This window comes from Rummeliibacillus sp. POC4, assembly GCF_003576525.1.
Classification (GTDB): domain Bacteria; phylum Bacillota; class Bacilli; order Bacillales_A; family Planococcaceae; genus Rummeliibacillus.
The window spans coordinates 39313-61466 of record NZ_QWUA01000001.1; the positions used below are offsets into that span (position 1 = coordinate 39313).

General features: G+C 35.3%; 19 protein-coding genes. 10 read left to right on the forward strand and 9 right to left on the reverse strand.

Going from position 1 to position 22154, the window contains the following annotated elements:
* Window positions 1–103 precede the first annotated feature (103 nt).
* Complete coding sequence (locus D1606_RS00170; RefSeq protein ID WP_119413992.1) at window positions 104–1351, forward strand: hemolysin family protein; 1248 nt, start codon at window positions 104–106, stop codon at window positions 1349–1351.
* Between the two features lie 377 nt (window positions 1352–1728).
* Window positions 1729–2277, forward strand: coding sequence for an RNA polymerase sigma factor (locus D1606_RS00175; protein WP_119413993.1), 549 nt, complete (start codon window positions 1729–1731; stop codon window positions 2275–2277).
* A 204-nt stretch (window positions 2278–2481) separates the two neighbouring features.
* Here the strand turns inward: D1606_RS00175 and D1606_RS00180 are convergent, their stop codons facing one another.
* From D1606_RS00180 to D1606_RS00200, 5 genes are all read right to left on the reverse strand, one after another.
* A complete protein-coding gene (locus tag D1606_RS00180; protein ID WP_119413994.1) occupies window positions 2482–2907 on the reverse strand; it encodes a MarR family winged helix-turn-helix transcriptional regulator in 426 nt (141 codons plus the stop codon).
* A gap of 24 nt (window positions 2908–2931) precedes the next feature.
* Complete coding sequence (gene spx, locus D1606_RS00185) at window positions 2932–3336, reverse strand: transcriptional regulator Spx (protein ID WP_119413995.1); 405 nt, start codon at window positions 3334–3336, stop codon at window positions 2932–2934.
* A 317-nt stretch (window positions 3337–3653) separates the two neighbouring features.
* The gene (abc-f, locus tag D1606_RS00190; protein WP_119413996.1) at window positions 3654–5216 is read right to left on the reverse strand and encodes a ribosomal protection-like ABC-F family protein; all 1563 of its coding nucleotides are present in this window, start codon (window positions 5214–5216) and stop codon (window positions 3654–3656) included.
* Between the two features lie 334 nt (window positions 5217–5550).
* Window positions 5551–5742, reverse strand: coding sequence for an SE1832 family protein (locus D1606_RS00195; protein WP_119413997.1), 192 nt, complete (start codon window positions 5740–5742; stop codon window positions 5551–5553).
* A gap of 47 nt (window positions 5743–5789) precedes the next feature.
* Window positions 5790–6866, reverse strand: coding sequence for a CMP-N-acetylneuraminic acid synthetase (locus D1606_RS00200; protein ID WP_119413998.1), 1077 nt, complete (start codon window positions 6864–6866; stop codon window positions 5790–5792).
* Between the two features lie 235 nt (window positions 6867–7101).
* Here D1606_RS00200 and D1606_RS00205 point away from each other — a divergent pair, with 235 nt between their 5' ends.
* The 5 genes from D1606_RS00205 (at window position 7102) to D1606_RS00225 (ending at window position 12095) form a co-directional block, all read left to right on the forward strand.
* On the forward strand, window positions 7102–7665 hold the full coding sequence (locus D1606_RS00205; protein WP_119413999.1) for an NADPH-dependent FMN reductase: 564 nt from the start codon (window positions 7102–7104) through the stop codon (window positions 7663–7665).
* A 261-nt stretch (window positions 7666–7926) separates the two neighbouring features.
* The gene (locus tag D1606_RS00210) at window positions 7927–10101 is read left to right on the forward strand and encodes a DNA topoisomerase III (protein ID WP_119414000.1); all 2175 of its coding nucleotides are present in this window, start codon (window positions 7927–7929) and stop codon (window positions 10099–10101) included.
* Window positions 10102–10235: 134 nt separating this feature from the next.
* Window positions 10236–10862 (forward strand): hypothetical protein, encoded by a 627-nt coding sequence (locus tag D1606_RS00215; RefSeq protein WP_119414001.1) that lies wholly within the window; start codon window positions 10236–10238, stop codon window positions 10860–10862.
* Window positions 10863–10877: 15 nt separating this feature from the next.
* Window positions 10878–11360 (forward strand): Cys-tRNA(Pro) deacylase, encoded by a 483-nt coding sequence (ybaK, locus tag D1606_RS00220; RefSeq protein WP_119414002.1) that lies wholly within the window; start codon window positions 10878–10880, stop codon window positions 11358–11360.
* A gap of 105 nt (window positions 11361–11465) precedes the next feature.
* Window positions 11466–12095 carry a YczE/YyaS/YitT family protein gene (locus tag D1606_RS00225; RefSeq protein WP_119414003.1) on the forward strand — a complete coding sequence of 210 codons (630 nt, stop codon included), beginning with the start codon at window positions 11466–11468 and terminating at the stop codon, window positions 12093–12095.
* A 472-nt stretch (window positions 12096–12567) separates the two neighbouring features.
* Here D1606_RS00225 and kdpC read toward each other — a convergent pair whose 3' ends face one another.
* Genes kdpC through kdpF form a run of 4 tightly spaced genes read right to left on the reverse strand, consistent with a single transcriptional unit; the run spans window position 12568 to window position 17048 of the window.
* Window positions 12568–13176 carry a potassium-transporting ATPase subunit KdpC gene (gene kdpC, locus D1606_RS00230; RefSeq protein ID WP_119414004.1) on the reverse strand — a complete coding sequence of 203 codons (609 nt, stop codon included), beginning with the start codon at window positions 13174–13176 and terminating at the stop codon, window positions 12568–12570.
* A gap of 15 nt (window positions 13177–13191) precedes the next feature.
* A complete protein-coding gene (gene kdpB, locus D1606_RS00235) occupies window positions 13192–15237 on the reverse strand; it encodes a potassium-transporting ATPase subunit KdpB (RefSeq protein ID WP_119414005.1) in 2046 nt (681 codons plus the stop codon).
* A 14-nt stretch (window positions 15238–15251) separates the two neighbouring features.
* Window positions 15252–16955: a potassium-transporting ATPase subunit KdpA gene (gene kdpA, locus D1606_RS00240; RefSeq protein ID WP_119414006.1), complete on the reverse strand. Its 1704-nt coding sequence runs from the start codon at window positions 16953–16955 to the stop codon at window positions 15252–15254.
* 15 nt (window positions 16956–16970) lie between these two features.
* Window positions 16971–17048: a K(+)-transporting ATPase subunit F gene (gene kdpF, locus D1606_RS19260; protein WP_119414062.1), complete on the reverse strand. Its 78-nt coding sequence runs from the start codon at window positions 17046–17048 to the stop codon at window positions 16971–16973.
* 271 nt (window positions 17049–17319) lie between these two features.
* On the opposite strand from kdpF, the gene D1606_RS00250 reads away from it, so the two are divergent.
* From D1606_RS00250 to D1606_RS00260, 3 genes are all read left to right on the forward strand, one after another.
* Window positions 17320–19977, forward strand: coding sequence for a sensor histidine kinase (locus D1606_RS00250; RefSeq protein WP_158582295.1), 2658 nt, complete (start codon window positions 17320–17322; stop codon window positions 19975–19977).
* Window positions 19967–20674: a response regulator gene (locus D1606_RS00255; protein WP_119414008.1), complete on the forward strand. Its 708-nt coding sequence runs from the start codon at window positions 19967–19969 to the stop codon at window positions 20672–20674. The genes D1606_RS00250 and D1606_RS00255 overlap by 11 nt, the downstream gene beginning before the upstream one ends.
* 221 nt (window positions 20675–20895) lie before the next feature.
* Complete coding sequence (locus tag D1606_RS00260) at window positions 20896–22095, forward strand: glycine C-acetyltransferase (RefSeq protein WP_199670621.1); 1200 nt, start codon at window positions 20896–20898, stop codon at window positions 22093–22095.
* The last annotated feature ends 59 nt before the right edge of the window (window positions 22096–22154 follow it).

Sequence of the window (22154 nt, forward strand, 5' to 3'; positions counted from 1 at the left end):
TATAGAAAGCCCAACCCTCTCAAATACAGATTTAACTAAAATATGGTATATTATGAAGTGTAATATTGAACGGAATTTTAACAGTTTTGTGGGAGGAATATAGTTGGAATTTCTTGGATTAATAATATGTTTGCTCATATCATTTTTCTTTTCAGGAAGTGAAACAGCTTTAACAGCTATTAACAGGATGAAGGTCCAATTGAGAGCAAACCAAGGGGACCGTATGTCCCAAAAGTTGAACCTATTGCTTACTCAATCAGATCGTATGATTACGACAATACTAATCATAAATAATACAGTGAACATTTTGATGCCAACATTATTGACGATTATTGCTCTACGTCATAATTGGCAAGTTTCAGTGGCTACCACGGTTTTAACAATTATTATTATTATATTTGGAGAAGTCTTACCAAAAACAATTGCTGTTACATTTGCTGATCGACTTGCATATGTTGTTGCTCCAGTCATTGCGTTTTTTGTAAGAATTCTTACACCAATCACATGGATTGTACAAGGATTTACAAATTTGTTTATCCGTATTCTTTCAAATGGTACAGTAACTGAAGCAACTTTAACAAAAGAAGAGTTAAGAGGTATGGTTGACGTTGCTTCTACGGAAGGTACATTTGATGAGAGTGAATCTGATCGTTTGAAAGAAATGTTGGATTTTCCGGATAAGGACGTATCTGATGTAATGGGGACACATCGTACAGATGTAATAGGATTAACCATTGATGCTACTTATGATGAAGTACGAAATACAATTTTAGAGTATTCATTTACTCGCTATCCTGTTTATGAAGAAAGTTTGGACAATGTAGTAGGGATGTTCTATTCAAAGAAATTCGTGGAATGGTCATTAAATCCTTCGAAGAAGTTAGTTGATTTTATCGATGAAGACCCATTATTTGTAGTTTCAACTGTAAGCATTGAGAAAGTGTTTACTTTAATGCTTACACAGAAGAAACATTTAGCTATCGTATTAGATGAATATGGCGGTACACTTGGAATCGTTTCACATGAAGATATTATTGAAGAAATGATTGGGCTAGAAATTGAAGATGAATCTGATGAGGAAGAAGAGTCGCTCGTTTATGAACTAACAGAAGATACACTAGTCTGTCATGGACGATTAGAAATTGAAGAAGCCAATGAAATCTTCCATGTGGACATCCCTCAAGATCACGAAACAGTTGGGGGATTTGTACTGGAGCAAAGTTTGCATATTCCCGAACCTGGTGAAACGTTTGATTTTGAAAACCTTCACATTGTTGTAACTGAAGTCGATGATAGCCGAATTATAAAATTAACGATTACAAAGCAAACTTTTGAAGAGCAAGCAGAATAAATTATTATATAAATGCCTAAAGCATACGATGCTTTGGGCTTTTTTTATCGAAAAGACGGTAATCTTGGTAATTTATAAATAGTTGAGTAGTGGGTCTATATATAAAAATAAAAGAAATGGAGTTCTAAATCGACTTGTGATAAAAGAGGTGAGAGCGGTGATAAAGGACCTGAGTTATAATAAACGAGTCTTAATTTGTGATAAAGAAAGCTATTGTTTTTCTTTCAATCAACGTTTGAAAAACATTCATTACACATAGGACTGTCAAACCTTACATGAATGTAATGTAATTGAAAGTTAATCCGATAGAGTGAAAGCTTTGTTTTTGCGAAAATAGGTTTATCAAAGCAAGACGATAAACCGGAGGATATTTAAAGATGAATACTACACTTGAAAATGTTTATGAAGAATACAATCGTTATATATATCACTTATGCTTAAAACTAACACGTAACAGAGCAGAGGCAGAAGACCTCATGCAAGAAGTTTGGGTAAAAGTTGTCCGTTATGAATCTTATGTTGCAGAAGTTGAACACGTAAAAGCATGGCTTACTACTATTTGTATGAATACATTCCGCGACCGCTATCGCAAAAATGTTCGTCGTAGCAAATATATGATGAACCAACCTGAAACATTAGACGTACCAGTACTAGATTTGGTTCCCAACAATGATCCTTCTACAGAAACAGTTGTAGAACAAGAAGCCGTTTCAAAAATTGTTCAAGAAAAGATCAATCAACTTGATAGTATCTATCGTAATACGCTTTTATATTTCTATGTCAATCAATATTCTTTAGTAGAGATTGCTGAATTGATGAAAGTATCTATTGGAACAGTGAAATCTCGTCTATTCCGTGCAAAACAACGTTTAAAAGATATTATGATGTCTGATGCAACTTCAAAAGAAGTCATTTTACCTGCATAATAATCAATATCAATTCTAATCACAGCACTAGACGGTCTATACAGAGGTCGTTGGCTGTGATGAAGGTTAGAATGAATAAAAGGGGCTGCCCCATAAGTAGAAAACTTACGGAGCAGCCTCTTTTTTTATAATAAGAAATCTCATTTTCGCGGTGGTAGATTTAGTTGTACCACCAGGAGCAGATGTTTTTGTTTGCTTTAAAAATTATCCAAGCAAGCATTTAGAGAAAATAATTTTTAAAGACTGAATCTCATCTTCTGTAAGCATGCCGAACATACGATCGACAATGCTATTAATATGTTCATGGGCAGCCTCTAAAAGTTCATGTCCTGCATCAGTAATTTCAAGTTGAGAAGCGCGACGATCGGTTGGGTTCTGTGTTTTGTTAATATAACCAGCTTTCATCAACTTTGTAGTGAGTACAGTAACACCACCTGTAGTGACGTGTAGTTTTTCTGCTAAAGAGGATGGACGCATTGGACCTTCCGATTCAAGTATATCCAGTATGAAGATGTGCGTTTTTGACAACCCCATCGTATTATGGCTATTCCACTCGTTTGCCCACTTTCTTTCTAATGAAGATACAACTTCAAAAAGGGAAGTAATCTTTTCTCTTCTTGCCTCATTCATAATTTTCATCTCCAAAATGTATCATTAACTTTCATACGATAAGCGTTGCATTTCATACAATTCATAAGCACGAACTCTACGAGGGATAAAGCGACGGATATCCATTTCGTTATAACCAACTTGAAGACGTTTTTCGTCTAAAAGAATAGGGCTACGTAGCATTTTTGGATGATCTTTTACAATATTATAAAGTTCTTGTATAGATAATTGTTCAACATCACAATGTAAATTTTTAAAATCCTTGGAGTTTTTTGAGATGATTTCATCTGTACCATCTTCAGTCATACTTAAAATGCGTTTGAATTCAGAAAGTGTTAAAGGTTCGGAAGTAATACGTTTCTCTTTATAAGAGATATCGTTATCACGTAGCCATTGTAAAGCTTTTTTAGATGAAGTACAGCTTGTTTGAGTATAAATTGTAACTGTCATATAGATTCCTACTTTCTTTATTCATATTATATTTATATCTTACCAGTAAGATATTTATAAGTCAACAAAAAATTAAGAAAAAATGAGTATGGTTAACGAAAAAATGTGCAAATTCAAGAAATGTTCACTTTTTATAAAAATGTATCACTGTATCAATATAATGCGATAATATTTTGAGTCAGATTAGTGAATATGAATATTTTTTAGGCATTTTAAGACTATTTGTAAATATAAAAAGTACAATTCAAAATTAGTTTTTGAATTGTACTTTTAGAAAAGCATCTTAAATTATTATCTCCAAATGAGTAACGTGAAAATTATTGATGGCCTTGAGCGAACCATTCTGCGACATTCCAAACTTTTGTGACAAGTCCATCGTAGAATTCTGGTTCGTGACTGACTAATACGATGGTTCCTTTGTATTCTTTCATGGCACGTTTTAGTTCTTCTTTTGCGTCTATATCTAAATGGTTTGTCGGTTCATCGAATAGCATCCAGTTACTTTCTTCCATCATTAATTTACATAAACGAACTTTTGCTTGTTCTCCACCGCTCAATTGGTTCAATGGACGAGAAATATGATCATTTTTTAATCCAGTTTTTGCAAGTAATGCACGAACGGTCGCTTGTTCTAACGCAGGATAAGCATTCCATACATCATCAATCGGTGTAATAGATCCAGCCTTTACCTCTTGTTCAAAATAGGAAGGATATAAGAAATCACCTCGTTCGACTTTACCACCAAGTGCAGGGATTTTACCTAACATGGTTTTTAATAAGGTAGATTTACCAATACCATTCATCCCGACAAGGGCAATTTTTTCACCACGTTCAATTTGGAAAGTAAGTGGTGGAAGTAGTGGTTTATCCTTGTCATATCCAATTAGTAAATTCTCAGCTTCTACAACATAGCGACTAGAACTACGAGATTCTTTGAATGAGAATTGTGGTTTTGCAGCTGTTTCAGGACGGTCAATTCTTTCCATACGATCTAATTGTTTTTGACGTGATTTTGCACGACCTGTAGTAGAAAAACGAGCTTTATTTTTGGCGATAAACGTTTCTTGTTTTTTGATAAACTCTTGTTGCTTTTCATAAGCATCGATATGCTGACGTTTATTGATTTCAGCAAGCTCGAGGAATTTTTCGTAAGTAGCTGTGTAACGAGTTAGTTTTGAAAATTCCAAGTGGAAAATAACATTTACTACACCATTCATAAATTCCGTATCATGTGAGATTAATAAAAAGGCATGTGGATAACCTTTTAAATAATTGCTTAACCAAGTAATATGTTCTTCATCTAAATAGTTGGTAGGTTCGTCTAATAGTAAAACTTTTGGTTTTTCTAATAGAAGTTTTGCTAATAATAGTTTTGTACGTTGTCCACCTGAAAGTGCAGTAACGTCACGCTCTAAACCAATGGCATCTAAACCAAGGCCACGTGCAACTTCCTCAATTTTTATATCTAATGTATAGAAATCGCCTGCATCCAAGGCATCTTGAATAACAGCCATGTCTTCAAGTAAATTCTCTAATTCCTCAGGTGTAGCATCTGCCATCTTAGCAGTAATTTCGTTCAACTCTTCCTCTTTTTTATATAAAGGCAAGAAAGCATCACGTAATGTATCACGTATTGTTTTTCCAGGTGTTAATACTGCATGTTGATCTAAATAACCATAATGTGTACCTGGTAGCCATTCAACGCGACCAGTATCATGAATTAGTTCACCCGTTAGAATGTGCATTAATGTTGATTTACCAACACCATTTGCTCCAACAAGACCAACATGTTCTCCTTCTACAATACGAAATGATACATCTTTAAAAAGGGTACGATCGCCAAAAGTATGGCCTAATTTTTCAACTGTTAATATACTCATTGATTTTGGGTCCTCCGTATCCATGCCATAAAGTACGCATGGGTAGTGTAATTAGTGGTGTATTTGGTGAAAAGTATTTATCTCGCGTATCGAGCAGTAAGAAACCTACCTCAAAATTGCGAGAAATGAAAAGGATAGGTCGGTGAAGCTGCTCGTAAAAGCCTGATTGGTTCAACAAAATCATAAGTGGCAATGAAGTCAACTTAGAGCTATTGATAACGTTGCACTAGTTCTCGTAAATCGAAAATCAGCCACTTATGAAAGTTTTACTCTTTAAAGGATTTTCTTATATAGTTTTTAGCACAGTAAAAGCGCCTTTAAGTGGGCAGGCGCTTTAGGATTCGTAAGCTTTTAACTGGTTGTTCAAATCAGCTAGTTGTTTTTCCATATCAGAAAGGCGCTGTTCAGCTTTTTCAATAAGCTCTGGATATCCTGTGGATTCTAATTTTTCGATATCACCTTGTTGGCGAATATAGTCGCTTTTTAGTTCGGCAATTTGATATAGTAATTCATCTTTTGTTGGCATGACAAAGCTCCTTTGTGGATAAGATATCAATTATGTTCATCTTTTTGTTATTGTATCATACCACTAGTTTTCTTGGCTTGTTCTTCAACTAAAAAAGCAGTTGATTTTGCAGGACTTGCGATGAAGCTTTTTAATAATGACTGAATGTATTGGTTGTTACGATTTAAATCAATATTAAGTTGCTTGCGAATAGCATGTTCACACCTTGTTTCATGTAGGAGATATTCCATCACTGCGTTCTGCAACAAGGATTGCTTTAGCTTTTTGCCTAACCCTAGATTGATAAAACCGTTTGCTTCGGTAGGGAAGATATGTTGCATATCTAGCTCATCTTGGCAAGTAACGATACAAGGAATGCCGATTGTAGCTACTTTATAAGGTGTATATTTTGCTCCACAAATAACAATATCCGCCACTTCTAATAATTCATAGAGGGCGTTATCTTTTTGTATTACCTTAATATTCTTTCGGCTAAGTGCCATTAGTTTTAGTTCATCCACATCATGTGCATAACTCATTTGCACAATCACCGAAACTTGTATAGGAATTTGCAGTTGTAACAAATGGCGTAGAACACGATAGCTTGTATTTTCTGGGTCTGAACCTTCAATCGCTACAACAATATGAGGTTTATCTGATAAATTATCTGCATTTTTCGATATTGCTTGCAATTGTTTTGGCACAACATAGGAAGAAGGGCCGACTAAAAAATGAGGTAATAATTTTTCGCGTTTTTCTTGGTACAGCGTATGGAAAACACAATCTGCTGATGAACCTCCTTCTCCAAAATCATCAAAATGGAGAATCGTAGGGATAAATGTTTTCAAGTGATCGATTAAAGGCAATTCAGTGTTACCGGCATCATGAATAAGTAAATCAGGTGAAAGCTTAGAAAGTTCAGCTATTAATTGTTTATCGTTTTTATACACAATTGGAGTAATGCCTTTTTGTTTTAAAAAATTTAGAGCGTGTTCGTCATGTCTAACGAGTATTTCAGTTTGTTGCTTGTCGAACATGGCAGAGAGTGTAATAATTCTTTCAATTGGGTAAAGATTATGGCAAGGAGTCACAGCTCCTACAAAGACCGTCTTTTTATTTGTTTCCTCATTGTTTTTATATTTCATATATCTCCATCCTTTCCGCTGCTCTTTTCAATTTATGGGATGAAGAGGTGTAATATGTATAAAATCGTATCGAATCTATAAAACTCTAGAAATTATAGTGTTTCTATAAATTTAAGGGAGATTTTACTTTTCCGTCAAAAGACTGATTTGTGCTTATTTCAAGCATGGTACCTTATGAAAGGCTTCCGCATTTGTTACAATAACTCTAGGAATTCTGAATTGGAGGAAACATCATATGAAGATTTTACTTCTTGATGGCACCATTATTGGTAGAAAAACCGGTGCTATTTTAGAGCAAGTTGAACAATATATAAAAGAATTTGATACTAATTTAGAAATTGAACAATTACATTTAGCTGATTTCGATCATCAATTTGTAGATGGTCGTCCGTTTGACCAATATAATGACGATATGAAAAAATTAGTTAAAACAATTGAAGAAGCAGATGGATACATCTTGGCAACACCAATTTTCCAAGGGTCAATACCTGGGGTTTTAAAGAATACATTTGATTTTCTTCATCCAAAAGCATTGAGATACAAACCAGTTTCAATCGTCGCAAATGGTGGTACTTATCAACATCATTTGGTAGTAGAAAATCAATTAAAACCAATCCTTGATTATTTCCGTGCATTAGTTACACCAAATTACGTGTATACACATGCTGGACATTTTGATAAAGAGAACAAAATTATTGATGAAAACGTTCATGAACGTCTTCGCGAAATGGCGCGTGTATTCGTAAAATATTGCGAACTAAGCAAGAACTTACCGAAAGAAACGATTGATCAACACTAATATTAAAATATGATTAAATATGAAAAGAGCTGTATTCGATGTAAAATCATTGCCGAATACAGTTCTTTTTATACGCAATGAGTGGAATTATTAAGATTATTGACACGCTTAGAAATTTTAATTAACAGAAGTATTGGGGATGTTCTTCAAAATTTTAAAAGGCAACATTTAGGTAGCATGTTTCAATCCGCAATCCTAGCATCATTTTTTAATCTATACGTTATTTCCGTTATAATAGAAGACATTGAGAGGAGCAGAATTATGTCTAAATCTTTAGTTTTAGCTGAAAAACCATCTGTGGGACGTGATATTGCACGTGTCTTAGGATGTAACAAAAAGGGGAATGGCTTTTTAGAAGGTTCCCAATATATAGTCACTTGGGCGCTCGGCCATTTAGTGACACATGCAGATCCAGAACAGTACGATAACAAATATAAAGAATGGAAAATGGAGGATCTACCGATTATCCCAAATCCATTTAAGCTAGTACCAATTCGTCAAACAACAAAACAATTTAATGCAGTGAAGACACAACTTGCTCGTAAGGATGTTAATCAGGTTATTATTGCAACAGATGCAGGACGAGAAGGGGAACTTGTTGCCCGATGGATTTTAGAAAAAGCGAAATGCCATAAGCCGATTAAACGTCTGTGGATATCTTCAGTCACAGATAAAGCGATAAAAGACGGTTTTGCACATTTAAAAGACGGACGAGCATATAACAATTTATACGAAGCAGCAGTTGCACGTGCAGAAGCAGACTGGGTTGTAGGGATTAACGCAACTCGTGCATTGACAGTGAAGTATAATGCACAACTATCAACAGGTCGAGTACAAACACCTACACTTGCTATGATTGCGGAACGTGAAGAACAGATCAAAAACTTTAAACCAAAAACTTATTATGGACTTCAAGCTATCACAAACGAAGCTACATTTACATGGTCTGAAAAAGGGACTAATCAGACACAATCCTTTAATAAGGAAAAAATTGAGCAGTTACTAAAAAAACTCGATCATGTTCATGAAGCAATTGTAGAAGATGTTCAAACAGTGCCGAAAAAAACGTTCGCACCAACACTCTTTGACTTAACAGAATTACAAAAAGAAGCACACAAACGCTGGAGTTGGTCTGCAAAAGAAACGTTATCCACATTACAAAACTTATATGAACACCATAAAATTGTTACTTATCCACGGACAGATTCCAAACATTTAACATCTGATATGGTGGGCACGTTAGCTGAACGTATTAAAGCATCAGCGGTTGGGGATAACCGTGCTGCAGCTAACTCATTGTTAAGAAATAAACAAGTAAGACCACAAAAAGGCGTAGTGGATAACGCCAAGGTTTCAGATCACCATGCCATTATTCCAACAGAAGAACCAGCTATTTTGCCTAACCTTTCTGACAAAGAAAGAAAATTATACGATCTTATCGCCAAACGATTTTTAGCAGTATTCTTTGGACCTTATCAATATGATCAAACAACCGTTACTTTGAATGTAAGTGGCGAAATATTCAAAGTAAAAGGCAACACGGTTCGTGATGAAGGATGGAAAAAGGTATATCACCAAGATGATGAAGAATCATCTAGTCATACATTGCCAGTATTCAAAAAAGGTGAAAATGTAAAATTACGTGCCATTGCGATGACACAGGGAGAAACCAAACCACCAGCACGTTTCAATGAAGGTACACTACTTGCAGCAATGGAAAATCCAACGCAATTTATGAGTGGGGAATCCAAAGAGTTGATCAAAACATTACATGAAACAGGTGGTATCGGAACAGTTGCAACACGTGCTGATATTATTGAAAAACTCTTTAAGTCATTTGTTATTGAGAAAAAAGGAAAAGACTTATACACAACGTCAAAAGGTCGTCAGCTATTAGACCTTGCACCTGCCGATTTGAAATCCCCAGCATTGACAGCACAATGGGAAACAGAATTAACGAAAATTGCTAAAGGTTCTGCAAAAAAATCCGATTTCATTAATAATATGGTTAATTTTTCTAAAAAGGCAGTAAAAGATATTAAAACTAGTGATAAAAAGTTCAAACATGATAATGTTACTGGCAAGCATTGCCCAGATTGTGGAAAACTTTTACTCGAAGTAAACGGAAAACGCGGTAAAATGTTAGTCTGCCAAGACCGTACTTGCGGATATAAGAAAAAATTATCGACATTAACAAATGCCCGTTGTCCAGTTTGTCATAAAAAATTAGAATTACGTGGTGAAGGTGATGGACGTATCTTCGTATGTTCATGTGGTCACCGTGAAAAACTATCAGCTTTTGAAAAACGAAAAAAGGCAACAGGTAATACAAAAGTATCGAAACGTGATGTTCAAAAGTATATGAAAAAGCAAGAAGAACCAGCAAATAATGCAATGGCAGAGGCGTTACAAAAGTTGTTTGGGGACAAAGATTAATTTTACTGTTAAATGTAGTAATATTTACCTGTATAATATTGTTAATAGATTTGAGGAAATAGACATTTTTGTATCTCGATTTTTGGTGCTAATATAATAATAACTATATCGATATTAGTAAAGAGGTGATTGACATGAATGTGACTTCTCTTGTAAGTAATCGTTATGCTGAAGTTGAAAATCGTAAGAGAGCACTACGCCAGAAAACAGCAGATGATGCATATCGAAAAAACGCACAATATTTTAAACCTCAATTTAATCCAGCGCTTGAAGAACTGGTGGATTTATTGACAGGGAAAAAAGAAAAAGAACATCAACCTCAAGTTCAGGCAGCTATTCGCGATTTAAAGGATCAAGTTAACCAGGAAGAAGTGCCAAGTTCCACTGATTATAGTGAAATGAGCCAAGTGAACATAGATTCTCCTGATAACAAAACCATTGCGATTTTAGAGGATGTACGTCAAGCGGCACTGGCTCCAGAAAATCCAAGTGAACAGGATTTGAACGTGGCTGCCACTGCTACTGAAACAATCCAAAAAACACAAAGTCAATCTACTCATAAAACGGAATTATCTAATGTCATCCAAATGAACGACCATGAGAAAGCAAAAAGTACAACTGCAATTGATAGCGCTAAAGATGCACAAGAAAAAGCCAAACAACGTCTTTTCAAAAAGGCTATTACTCATTACGCTTTCCATATGCAAATGGCTAAACAAGGATTCCATTTTGCAGAACCAACAATTTACCGTGCTGTATAGAGGAAGTGATGTTCCATGGCAAAACATAAAATACAAAAAACAAACGCAGTACGGCTGTTAGATCAACAAAAGATTCCTTATCTACTTGCGGAATATGAGGTAGAAGAAGGAAAAATAGACGGTTTATCAGTTGCAACAAAGATTAACCAACCAGTAGAAAAGGTCTTCAAAACACTTGTAGCTACAGCAGGTAAAGGAAAACTCTATGTTTTTGTAATACCTGTAGCTGAAGAGCTCAATTTAAAAAAAGCCGCTAAAGTTGTTGGGGAAAAGAAAATTGAAATGCTTCATGTAAAGGATTTACTTCCGAACACAGGTTATATTCGTGGCGGGTGTTCACCAATTGGTATGAAGAAGCAATATCCAACATTTGTCGATATTTCTGCTGAACAGGTGGATGAAATGTATATAAGTGCGGGGAAAATCGGTATGCAGATTTGTATTACACCAGAGAATCTGGTAAAAGCTTCTATGGCAAAATTAATATCACTTACTTGAAAATCCTCTTATTCTTGATACAATAGAAAAGTTAGTTTATCAAAAAGCCATTTATGTATAAACATAAAATGGCTTTTTGTTTGTTATTAAGAAAGAAGGATTTATATGAAGAAGGCAAATAGATGGCGTTGGTTATTCTTTTTTACGGGACTTATGGTGATTGGTCTAGGAATTGCATTAACAGTAAAAGGACAACGCTTTGGTGTAGGCTCATGGGATGTTCTCCATATTGGATTATTTAATCACTTTGGTTTATCTATTGGTTTATGGTCGGATATTGCAGGTATTCTCATTATCACAATTTCCTCAATAGGTATGCACCAACTTCCAAAAATAGGGACATTTCTTAATATGATTTTTGTGGGATTATTCCTTGATTTTTTCAACTGGTTATTACCAGATGTTGATCATATTGCATTGCAATTTATGGACTTTTCCTTGGGCGTGATCTTAATCGCTGTAGGAGGAGGTATTTACATTTCTGCTAATTTAGGTGCAGGACCTCGAGATAGTTTAATGCTATTAGCTGTAGAAAAGTTCCATTGTAGTATTACAGTAGCGCGTACGATTATGGAAATTGTTGTTGCAGTAGCTGGGTACCTTCTTGGAGGACCAGTGGGCATTGGAACAATTATTATGGTATTTGCACTCGGACCAATTGTACAAATTTCTTTAACAATTTGTCGTAAACTATTAAAGAAATGTATTGGTGAACAACAAGTCGCATTTTATTAATAATATTAAATCCCTTGATTTTTCAAAAGAAATTAGAGGTTGGAGTAGACTTCTTACCATTGCATGGAAATCAGTAATCAATCATTCCACTTGGCTTCGGTAAACAAGTTTTATGGGGAATACAGGTAGTTAGGCAGATAAACAAAATCCATCTAATGTAACAGATACGCAAGCACTGGATATTAGAAAGATGTTTAAAAAAGGTAATGTGAAGATGATTACTTTTTATGCAGCAAAACATGACATTAAACCCTGTAGATTTCGCTTATGAAGCGATTTTAGAGGGGGAAAAACCAAATAAGGGAAAGCAAAAAGGGAAATATAAATAATCTTATATAATGAATACTGGCTATTAAGTTCAAATTATATTAGCAGAAACGAAAAACAAGATAATTTGTTTTTCGTTTCTGCTTTTTAATATTTTTATGTTAAATTGAAAATTTTTTGAAATATGCAGATAATGTTTGTTCTCTTACTTCATCTTTTTATCTATTAACATATTAGCCTCCAATACATTCATCTTGTCTTCTCCTAACACACCAAATACCTTTTTGGATGTGGCCTCTTTTATAATATTTTGCACCTCTTCTTTCGATAAATGAGATGCTGTTGCAATACGATCAATCTGTATTTTAGCTGAAGGAATTGAAATATGTGGATCTAATCCAGAGCCTGAACTTGTGATTAAATCAGCGGGAATATCTTTTTTAGAAACAGTTGGATTGTTCTTTAAAAATTCATTTACACTGTCATTCATTCTTTTCGTCAATTCTGGATTAGATGGGGCGTAGTTAAAGTTTCCAGAACTGACACCTGCATAGTTTGGATCATTTTTTTCATATACATTATAATTCACGCTGGAAACGCGACTAATAAAGTGAGCTGGATTTTCAAAGGTTTGACCGATTAATTTCGATCCTACTACTTTACCATCTATCTTAATCAGACTACCATTTGCTTTATCATGGAAAACTAGTTGTGAAACACCAGTCACAGCAAATGGATAAATAAGGCCGCAGATAATCATCATCACAACAGATGTTAAAAAAGCTGCCTTGATTTGTGAAAATATTTTTTTCATCGTCATGACTCCTCTCTAAATTCCTATCATTTTGAGTAGTGGTGCAATGATCATATCGATCATTTTAATGCCGATGAAGGGTACAATCGCACCGCCAACTCCGTAAATTATGCTGTTTTTGATTAATAGTTTTGATGAACTCATCGCTTTATATTGCACACCTTTCATCGCCACAGGAATGAGTAGGGGAATAATAATGGCGTTGAAAACAAGTGCTGAAAGAATAGCACTTGTTGAAGACTCTAAGTGCATAATATTTAAACGATTCATCTCCGGAATGCCGACTAATAAAATTGCTGGGATAATCGCAAAATACTTCGCAATATCATTTGCGATACTGAATGTTGTTAGTGCTCCTCGAGTCATTAAAAGCTGCTTCCCGATTTCAACGACTTCAATTATTTTTGTTGGATCGGAATCTAGGTCAATCATATTTGCTGCTTCTTTGGCAGAATTTGTACCTGAATTCATTGCCATACCAACATCTGCTTGAGCAAGTGCTGGTGCATCATTCGTACCATCACCTGTCATGGCGACAACCTTTCCTAGATTTTGTTCATCTCTTATTACTTGGATTTTATCTTCTGGTTTACTTTCTGCAATGAAACCATCAACTCCAGCTTCTTTTGCGATTGAAGCGGCTGTAAGTGGATTATCTCCTGTACACATAATGGTTTTAATACCCATTTCGCGTAGCTGTTTGAAGCGTTCCTTCAAACCAGACTTCACAACATCTTTTAAGTAAATTACGCCGAGAATTACTTCATTTTTCATTACAACTAGAGGCGTACCACCTTCGTTTGATACAACGTGAATAAGCTTTTCTAAATCTCCAGGAACAGCCTTGCTTTCTTTCTTAATCGTGTCATAAGCTCCTTTTCGATACCGTACACCATCTGCTGTATCGAGACCGCTCATTCGTGTTTGTGCAGTAAACGGAATATGCTCACTTGATTGAATGATCTGTTCAACATCTTGCACAGCAAGTTTTTGCTCCTTAGCTAAAGTAATAATTGATTTTCCTTCAGGGGTGTCGTCCGTTAATGAGCTTAAATATGCTGCTTTTGTCAGTTCTTCTTGACTAACGCCCGTTACTGGAAGAAAAGCTGTTGCCATACGATTTCCGTGAGTAATTGTTCCTGTTTTATCCAAAATTAATGTATCTACATCACCACATGCTTCTACTGCTTTCCCATTCATCGCAATCACATTGAATTGTGTTACTCGGTCCATTCCTGCGATACCAATTGCAGATAGTAAACCTCCAATTGTTGTTGGAATAAGACAAACTGTTAATGCGATTAAAGTTGCAACTGAAATGTCGATGTTTAAATATTGCAGCATTGGATAAAGCGTCATCACCACTAATAAGAAGATAATGGTTAAACTTACGAGCAATGTACTTAATGCAATTTCATTAGGAGTTTTTTTACGATTTGCTCCTTCAATTAAAGAAATCATTTTATCTAAAAAGGACTCCCCTGGAAGTGAAGTGATCTTAATGGTTAATTCATCACTTGTGACAATCGTACCGCCTGTAACAGATGAGAAATCACCACCTCTTTCCTTCACGACTGGCGCAGATTCACCTGTAATAGCGGATTCATCTACAGTTGCAATTCCATCAATTACTTCACCGTCATTTGGAATCGTTTCACCGGCACGAACTATAACAATATCACCATGTCTAAGCTCACTCGCTTGTTTCATTACTTCATGGTCATCAATAATCACTCTTGCCGATGTAGAAGATTTGGTTTTCTTCAAAGTTGCAACTTGCGCCCTTCCTCTACCTTGTGCTATTGATTCTGCAAAATTTGCAAACAAAATCGTTAAAAATAACACAACCGCAACAATGCCATTATATAAACGAAGATCTTCTTCTCCTGCGTGAAATAGAGAAGGAAAGATTGATAACAGTACAACGAGGAAAAATCCAATTTCAACGACAAACATAACAGGGTTTTTTAACATATATATTGGATTAAATTTTTTAAAAGCACTTACGAATGAAGTGGCTACAATCTCCTTTGTTAAGAGGCCATTCTTTTTTGCTCCCATGTTCTCACTCCTTTTCATGAGTTAAGCTGTAAAAATTCCGTAATTGGTCCAAGTGCAATCGAAGGTAAGAATGTTAATGCACCAACAACGAGGACAATTGCGACTAAGAATACTGTAAATGTCGCATTGGTTGTATTTAATGTACCGATTGATTCATTGTGCACGAGTTTTTTCGCTAGTAACGAAGCAATAGCGATTTGTAACACAATGGATGTATAGCGGCCAAAAAACATAGCCAAACCGGTTGTCACATTCCAGAATGTTGAGTTATCTGCCAACCCCTCAAATCCTGAACCATTATTCGCCGAAGATGATGCAAATTCATAAAGTACTTGTGATAAGCCATGAGCACCTGGATTTGTAATCCCTGCAACTCCGCCTGCTGTGGTGACTGCTAATGCTGAGAAGCCAAGAATAATAGTAGGGTGAATTAAAATACAAAGTGCAATGAGTTTCATTTCTTTTGCTTCAATTTTCTTCCCTAAAAACTGTGGTGTTCGACCAATCATTAAACACGCAATGAAGATTGTAAGAAGAACGTACATCATCATATTCATCAAGCCGACACCTTTACCGCCGAATACGACATTTAGCATCATATTGAATAATGGTACTAAACCTCCAAGGGGTGTTAATGTGTCATGCATATTATTTACAGTTCCTGTTGTAAATGCAGTCGTTGCAGCAGTAAATAATGAAGATTGGGCGATGCCGAAGCGGGTTTCTTTTCCTTCCATATTACCGGTACTATCGTCAATGCCAATTGCATGGATTTCTGGATTTCCTGCACTTTCACTCGCATATACAACAGCAATTCCAATAAGAAAAATCACACTCATTGCTATGAAAATAGAGGTACCTTGCTTACCAATCAAAGCTTTGTGATTACGGTTTTTCCGATACGTAATCATTAAACCAAGTGCAACTACACAAGCACCAGGCAGTAACATCATCGAAAGTATTTCTACTATATTGGATAGCACAGTTGGATTTTCAAATGGTGTGGATGAGTTCGCCCCATTAAAACCACCTCCATTTGTTCCTAAGTGTTTAATTGATTCCATTGCTGCAATGGGCCCAAACGCAATGTCTTGTTGTTTATGCTCAATCGTAGTTAAAGTAATATTCTCTTTAAACGTTTGAGGGACACCTTGCGATACTAGAAATAGAGAAACCACAAAAGATAAAGGCAATAAAATACGGGTAATAACACGTACAAAGTCAACATAGAAATTCCCAAGTACATCTGTTTTAGCAATTAGTCTTCGGCAAAAAGCCATACATACGGCATAGCCTGATGCTGCAGACGTGAACATCATGAAGATAATTACAAGCATTTGAGATAAATAGCTTAAACCTGATTCGCCACTATAATGCTGTAGATTCGTATTCGTCATAAAGGAAATAATCGTATTAAATGATAATGTCGTTTCCATATTTCCAATATCATTGGGATTTAAGAAAAGAGAAGATTGGATACGTAAAATGAAATATCCAATAGCAATCATTACTGCATTTGAAAATAGTAAAGAGAAAATATATTGTTTCCCTGTCATCTCCTCTTGCTTAATTGCGCTCAGTTTATAAATAATGCTCTCCACTCGATTAAAGAAACCATCGCCCCACATCTTTTCCTTCATCGTGACTTTATATAAGTAGCGTCCTGCGATAAGGACGAGTGGTAAATAGATAAGTAAAACAATCGTAATTTGCCACATGGTAAAGGACCTCCTTTAGTACTTTTCTGGATTTAGTAAAGCGTGTACGAGATATCCAATTAAAATAATCATGATCATTAATAAGATCCACATTTGATTTCACCTCTACTTTTCAACTTCTTTGTAGCACCATGTCGTTAAAGCAAAAAGACTCATAAAGCTTATTATTAATATGAAAATCATGTATAGTTCCAACATTTTGCACATCCTTTCTTGCTTGTGATTGGTTTTACTATAGATGAAAAGAAATTAATATAGTGTTTGGATTTTAGATTAGATATTAAGATGGCATTAAGATGTTAAGAAGCGCGTCCTTTTTGTGTGGAAAGTAATTATAATGAAGGCAAGGGGAGGCGATGTTGAAGTGACTCAGTATTCAAATCATAAGCGTGGTCAGTTAAAGATATTTTTGGGGTATGCAGCAGGTGTTGGAAAGACTTATACCATGTTAAAAGAAGCAAAAGAGCAACTCAAACTTGGAACAGATGTCGTCATCGGTTATATAGAGCCACATCCTCGTAAAGAAACGATGGAACTTATTGAAGGTTTTGAAGTAGTACCAACAAAAGCTATTTCATATAAAGGAAAACAATTTATGGAATTGAATTTAGATGGTATTATTCGGCGTGCACCAGATATTGTTTTAATCGATGAATTGGCTCATACGAATACACCCAATCTTAGGCATACCAAGCGCTATGGGGATGTAGAGGAATTACTGAATCAGGGGATTAATGTGTATACCACTCTAAACATTCAGCATATTGAAAGTCTACATGACCTTGTTGAAGAAATTACGCATATTAAAGTTCGTGAGCGTATACCAGATGTAATTATCGACCAGGCATCACAGATTAAACTCGTCGATATTGAACCTGATGAGTTAATTGAAAGATTAAAAGATGGCAAGATTTATAAAAAAACGTATGTAGAGAAAGCTTTAAATCATTTCTTTCAAATTAACAACCTTATAGCATTAAGAGAAATTGCTCTGAGAAGAATTGCTGATACAATTCATAATAAAACGAACAACTCATATGAAAATGCTATGCAAAATAACGTGCTAGAACATATATTAGTAGGGATTAGTAGCTCTCCTACGAATGCAAAAGTAATTCGAACTGCTGCTAGACTTGCGCAAGCATTACATGGTAAATTTACCGCGCTTTATGTAGAGCGAGATACCAACCAAACGATGACACAAGCAAATGAAGAACGACTAAAGCGACATTTGAAATTAGCTGATCAGTTGGGTGGCAATGTGGTTACAGTTCAAGAAGACAGCATCGCTACAGCAATTGCTAATTATGCTCAATTAAGTGGCGTAACAAAGCTTGTTATTGGCAGAACGATAACGAAAGCAAATTATTGGGGACGAACGAAAATCACTGATAAGTTAAATGAGCTTTTACCGAATTTATCAATCTACATTGTCCCAGATCAAGAAAATACACCAAAGAAAACGATGGATTTTAAAACAGATTTCAAACTACAACCTTTTGACTTACTTAAGATGATTCTTATCTTTAGCATCGCGTCGATTGTTGGGATGTTCTTTAAATCCCTCGGGATTAGTGAAGCAAATATTATTACAATTTATATCTTAGGTGTATTGATAGTAGCTATCTGGACGACTAGCTGGGTAATGAACATTATTAGTTCACTTGTTGCAGTATTGATCTTTAACTTCCTATTCACGAAACCAATCTTTTCGTTTGAAGCGTACAATCAGGATTACCCAATGACTTTTATTATCATGTTTGTTTCGGGTATCATTACAAGTAGCTTAACGAAAAAAGTAAAAATGCAAGAACGACAGGCCATTCAAAAATCCTATCGTATGGAAACACTACTAGAAACGAATCGTAAGCTTCAATCTGCCTCATCTTTTGAACAATTAATTGAAGTGGGTTCCTCGGAAATTGTTAAATTAACTGAGCGCCCTGTATGCTATTACATTATTAAGGATAAACGGGATATAAAGCATACATTTTATAAATCACCTTTTCTTTCTTCAGCGCAGAATAAGGAACAGGAGAATGAATTCAACAATAAAAATGAACTTGCCATTGTACAATGGGTTATAAATAACGAACGTGTTGCAGGTATGGCAACAGATGTCTTTAAAGAAGCTTACGGTTATTACGTTCCTTTTCTTTCAAATAATACAGTTACAGGTGTAATTGGCATTTCACTTCATAAAAAAGGTCAGTTGCCTACTTTTGAACGTCAAATATTACATGCGATTTTAAATGAATTTTCACTCGCAATTGATAAATGGCAACTACTGCGTATTAATGAGAATGTACGCCGTGAAAAGGAATTAGAAGAAATTCAATCCAATTTGTTGCGCTCTATTTCACATGATTTGCGAACACCACTTACAAGTATTTTGGGACATGCAGATATTTTGAAAACGGATGATTACAAAATGTCTATAAATCAGCGCCAAACACTGTATGAAGATATTTATTACAATTCCAATCGACTTGTACAACTGGTAGAAAATTTACTTGCTGTATCAAAGTTAAGTAATGGGTACTTTCCTCTTCAAATTCAAGAGGAATTGGTTGAAGATGTTATTAATGATGCAATTCATCAACTTTCAAAAAATAGTACCCGACTAATTCAAGCACATATTGAATCTGAGTTTCTTTTGGCATATATGGACACACGATTAATTGGGCAAGTACTTATTAACTTACTTGATAATGCGGTGACCTATACTCCTCACCAAAGTAGTGTTGCAATTTACGCTTTTGAAAAAGGGGATAATGTTTTTATTGAAGTTCGAGATACAGGCAACGGTATTGCTGATGAACAAAAGAAAGAACTGTTTCAAGCATTTAAAAAGAGTCATATGGAACAAAGTGATGCAAAGCGCGGGCTAGGTATTGGCTTATCTCTTTGTCAAACCATTTTAAAATTGCATGAAAGTGAATTAAATGTTCGAGATAATATGCCTCATGGAGCTATTTTTAGCTTTTATTTAAAAAAAGGAGGTGTAGTGAATGAATCATAAAAAAATACTAATTGTTGAAGATGATATTGCCATCGGAAATCTTATTAAAATGACAATAGAACTTCACGACTACGATTATAAACTTGTTACAAAGGGCATGGATGCATTAAAGGAAGTTGTTTCAATGCATCCAGATGTCATCATTTTAGACCTCGGTTTACCGGATATGGATGGTATCAACGTTATTTTAAAAGTCCGTACTTGGTCAAAAACGCCAATTATTGTCGTCAGTGCTCGTGGCGAAGAAACTGAGAAAATTAAAGCGCTTGATATGGGAGCAGATGATTATGTCGAAAAACCTTTTAGTGTTGATGAATTGCTTGCTCGTGTTCGTGTTGCGCTAAGACGCTCAGTTGCTAATATCGATATAGAAAAAGAACAATCTGTATTTACGAATGGACCACTCTCAATAGATTATTTATCCAATACTGTGTATGTTAATAACGAGGAAATTCATCTCACTCCAAACGAATATAAGCTATTAGAAACGCTAAGTAAAAATCTCGGCAAAGTACTTACTCATAACTATTTACTAAAGCAAGTTTGGGGAGATGCGCTCGATACTGACGTACCAAATTTGCGTGTCTTCATGGCTACACTTCGAAAAAAAATTGAGAAAGATGTAAATCAACCAAGATTTATTCAAACCCATATTCGAATAGGCTATCGCATGATTCATTGGGAGAAACGTAAATGAGGGTAAAGTTAATCTCTTTAAAAAGGAGATTGGCTTTTTTTACTAGAAAACTAGCATGAAATTCGGATGGGGTTTATTTTCAAAAATACAACTGTATTTTTGAAAAGTACATTGAGTGCCTTTTTGTAAAGGAATACAAAAGATTTCTTTATAATGGTTCTTTTCAGGAGTACAAAATGAAAGTTTGATATGCTACAATATCGTTATAATGTATGAAAGGGATGATGACCTTGTCTAACGTGCTCAACAAATTCGTTAATGACAACTTGCAAGAACTTCGTGACCAAGGTTTATACAACCACATTGATCCTGTTGAAGGTGCTAATGGTCCGATTATTCAAGTACGTGGTAAGAAACTGATCAACCTATCTTCAAATAACTATCTGGGCTTAGCAACAAATCCTGAACTAAAAGAAATTGCTAAACAAACAATTGACAAATATGGCGTTGGTGCTGGTGCTGTCCGTACGATTAACGGTACACTCGATCTACATGTGAAATTAGAAGAAAAATTAGCAGAGTTTAAAGGAACAGAGGCTGCTATTTCATATCAATCCGGCTTCAACTGTAATATGGCTGCTATTTCAGCTGTTATGGATAAGAATGATGCGATTTTATCTGACCAGTTAAATCATGCTTCTATTATTGATGGTTGTCGTCTTTCTAAAGCAAAAATTATTGCTTTTAACCATTCTGATATGGAAGATCTTCATAAAAAAGCAAAAGAGGCCACTGAATCTGGTCTTTACAATAAAGTCATGGTCATTACTGATGGTGTTTTCTCAATGGATGGTGATATTGCCAAACTTCCTGAAATCGTAGAAATTGCAAAGGAATTTGACCTTATTACATATGTTGATGATGCTCACGGTACTGGAGTAACAGGGAAGGGAAAAGGTACTGTTAAACATTTTGGTTTACAAAATGAAATTGACTTCCAAATTGGTACACTATCAAAAGCAATTGGTGTTGTTGGTGGCTATGTAGCAGGGAAGAAAAACTTAATCGATTGGTTAAAAGTTCGTTCACGTCCATTCTTGTTCTCAACAGCTCTACCGCCAGGCGATGTAGCGGCGATTACTCGTGCTGTTCAAATGTTAATCGATTCAACAGAACTATGTGACAAGCTTTGGGAAAACGGTGATTATTTAAAAGCAGGTCTGAAGAAATTAGGTTTTAATATTGGCCACTCTGAAACGCCAATCACTCCATGTATTATTGGAGATGAAAAACTAACTCAACAATTCTCATCTCGTCTAATTGAAGAAGGCGTCTATGCAAAAGCCATTGTCTTTCCGACTGTTCCAAAAGGTACTGGCCGTGTTCGTAATATGCCAACTGCAGCTCATACAAAGGAAATGTTGGATGATGCATTAGCTATTTATGAAAAAGTAGGGAAAGAATTAGGGGTTATTAAATAATTCAAATTTCTTGATAATCATACTTTGCTATGAGGATGGTGGATTCTTAATTCGTCCAC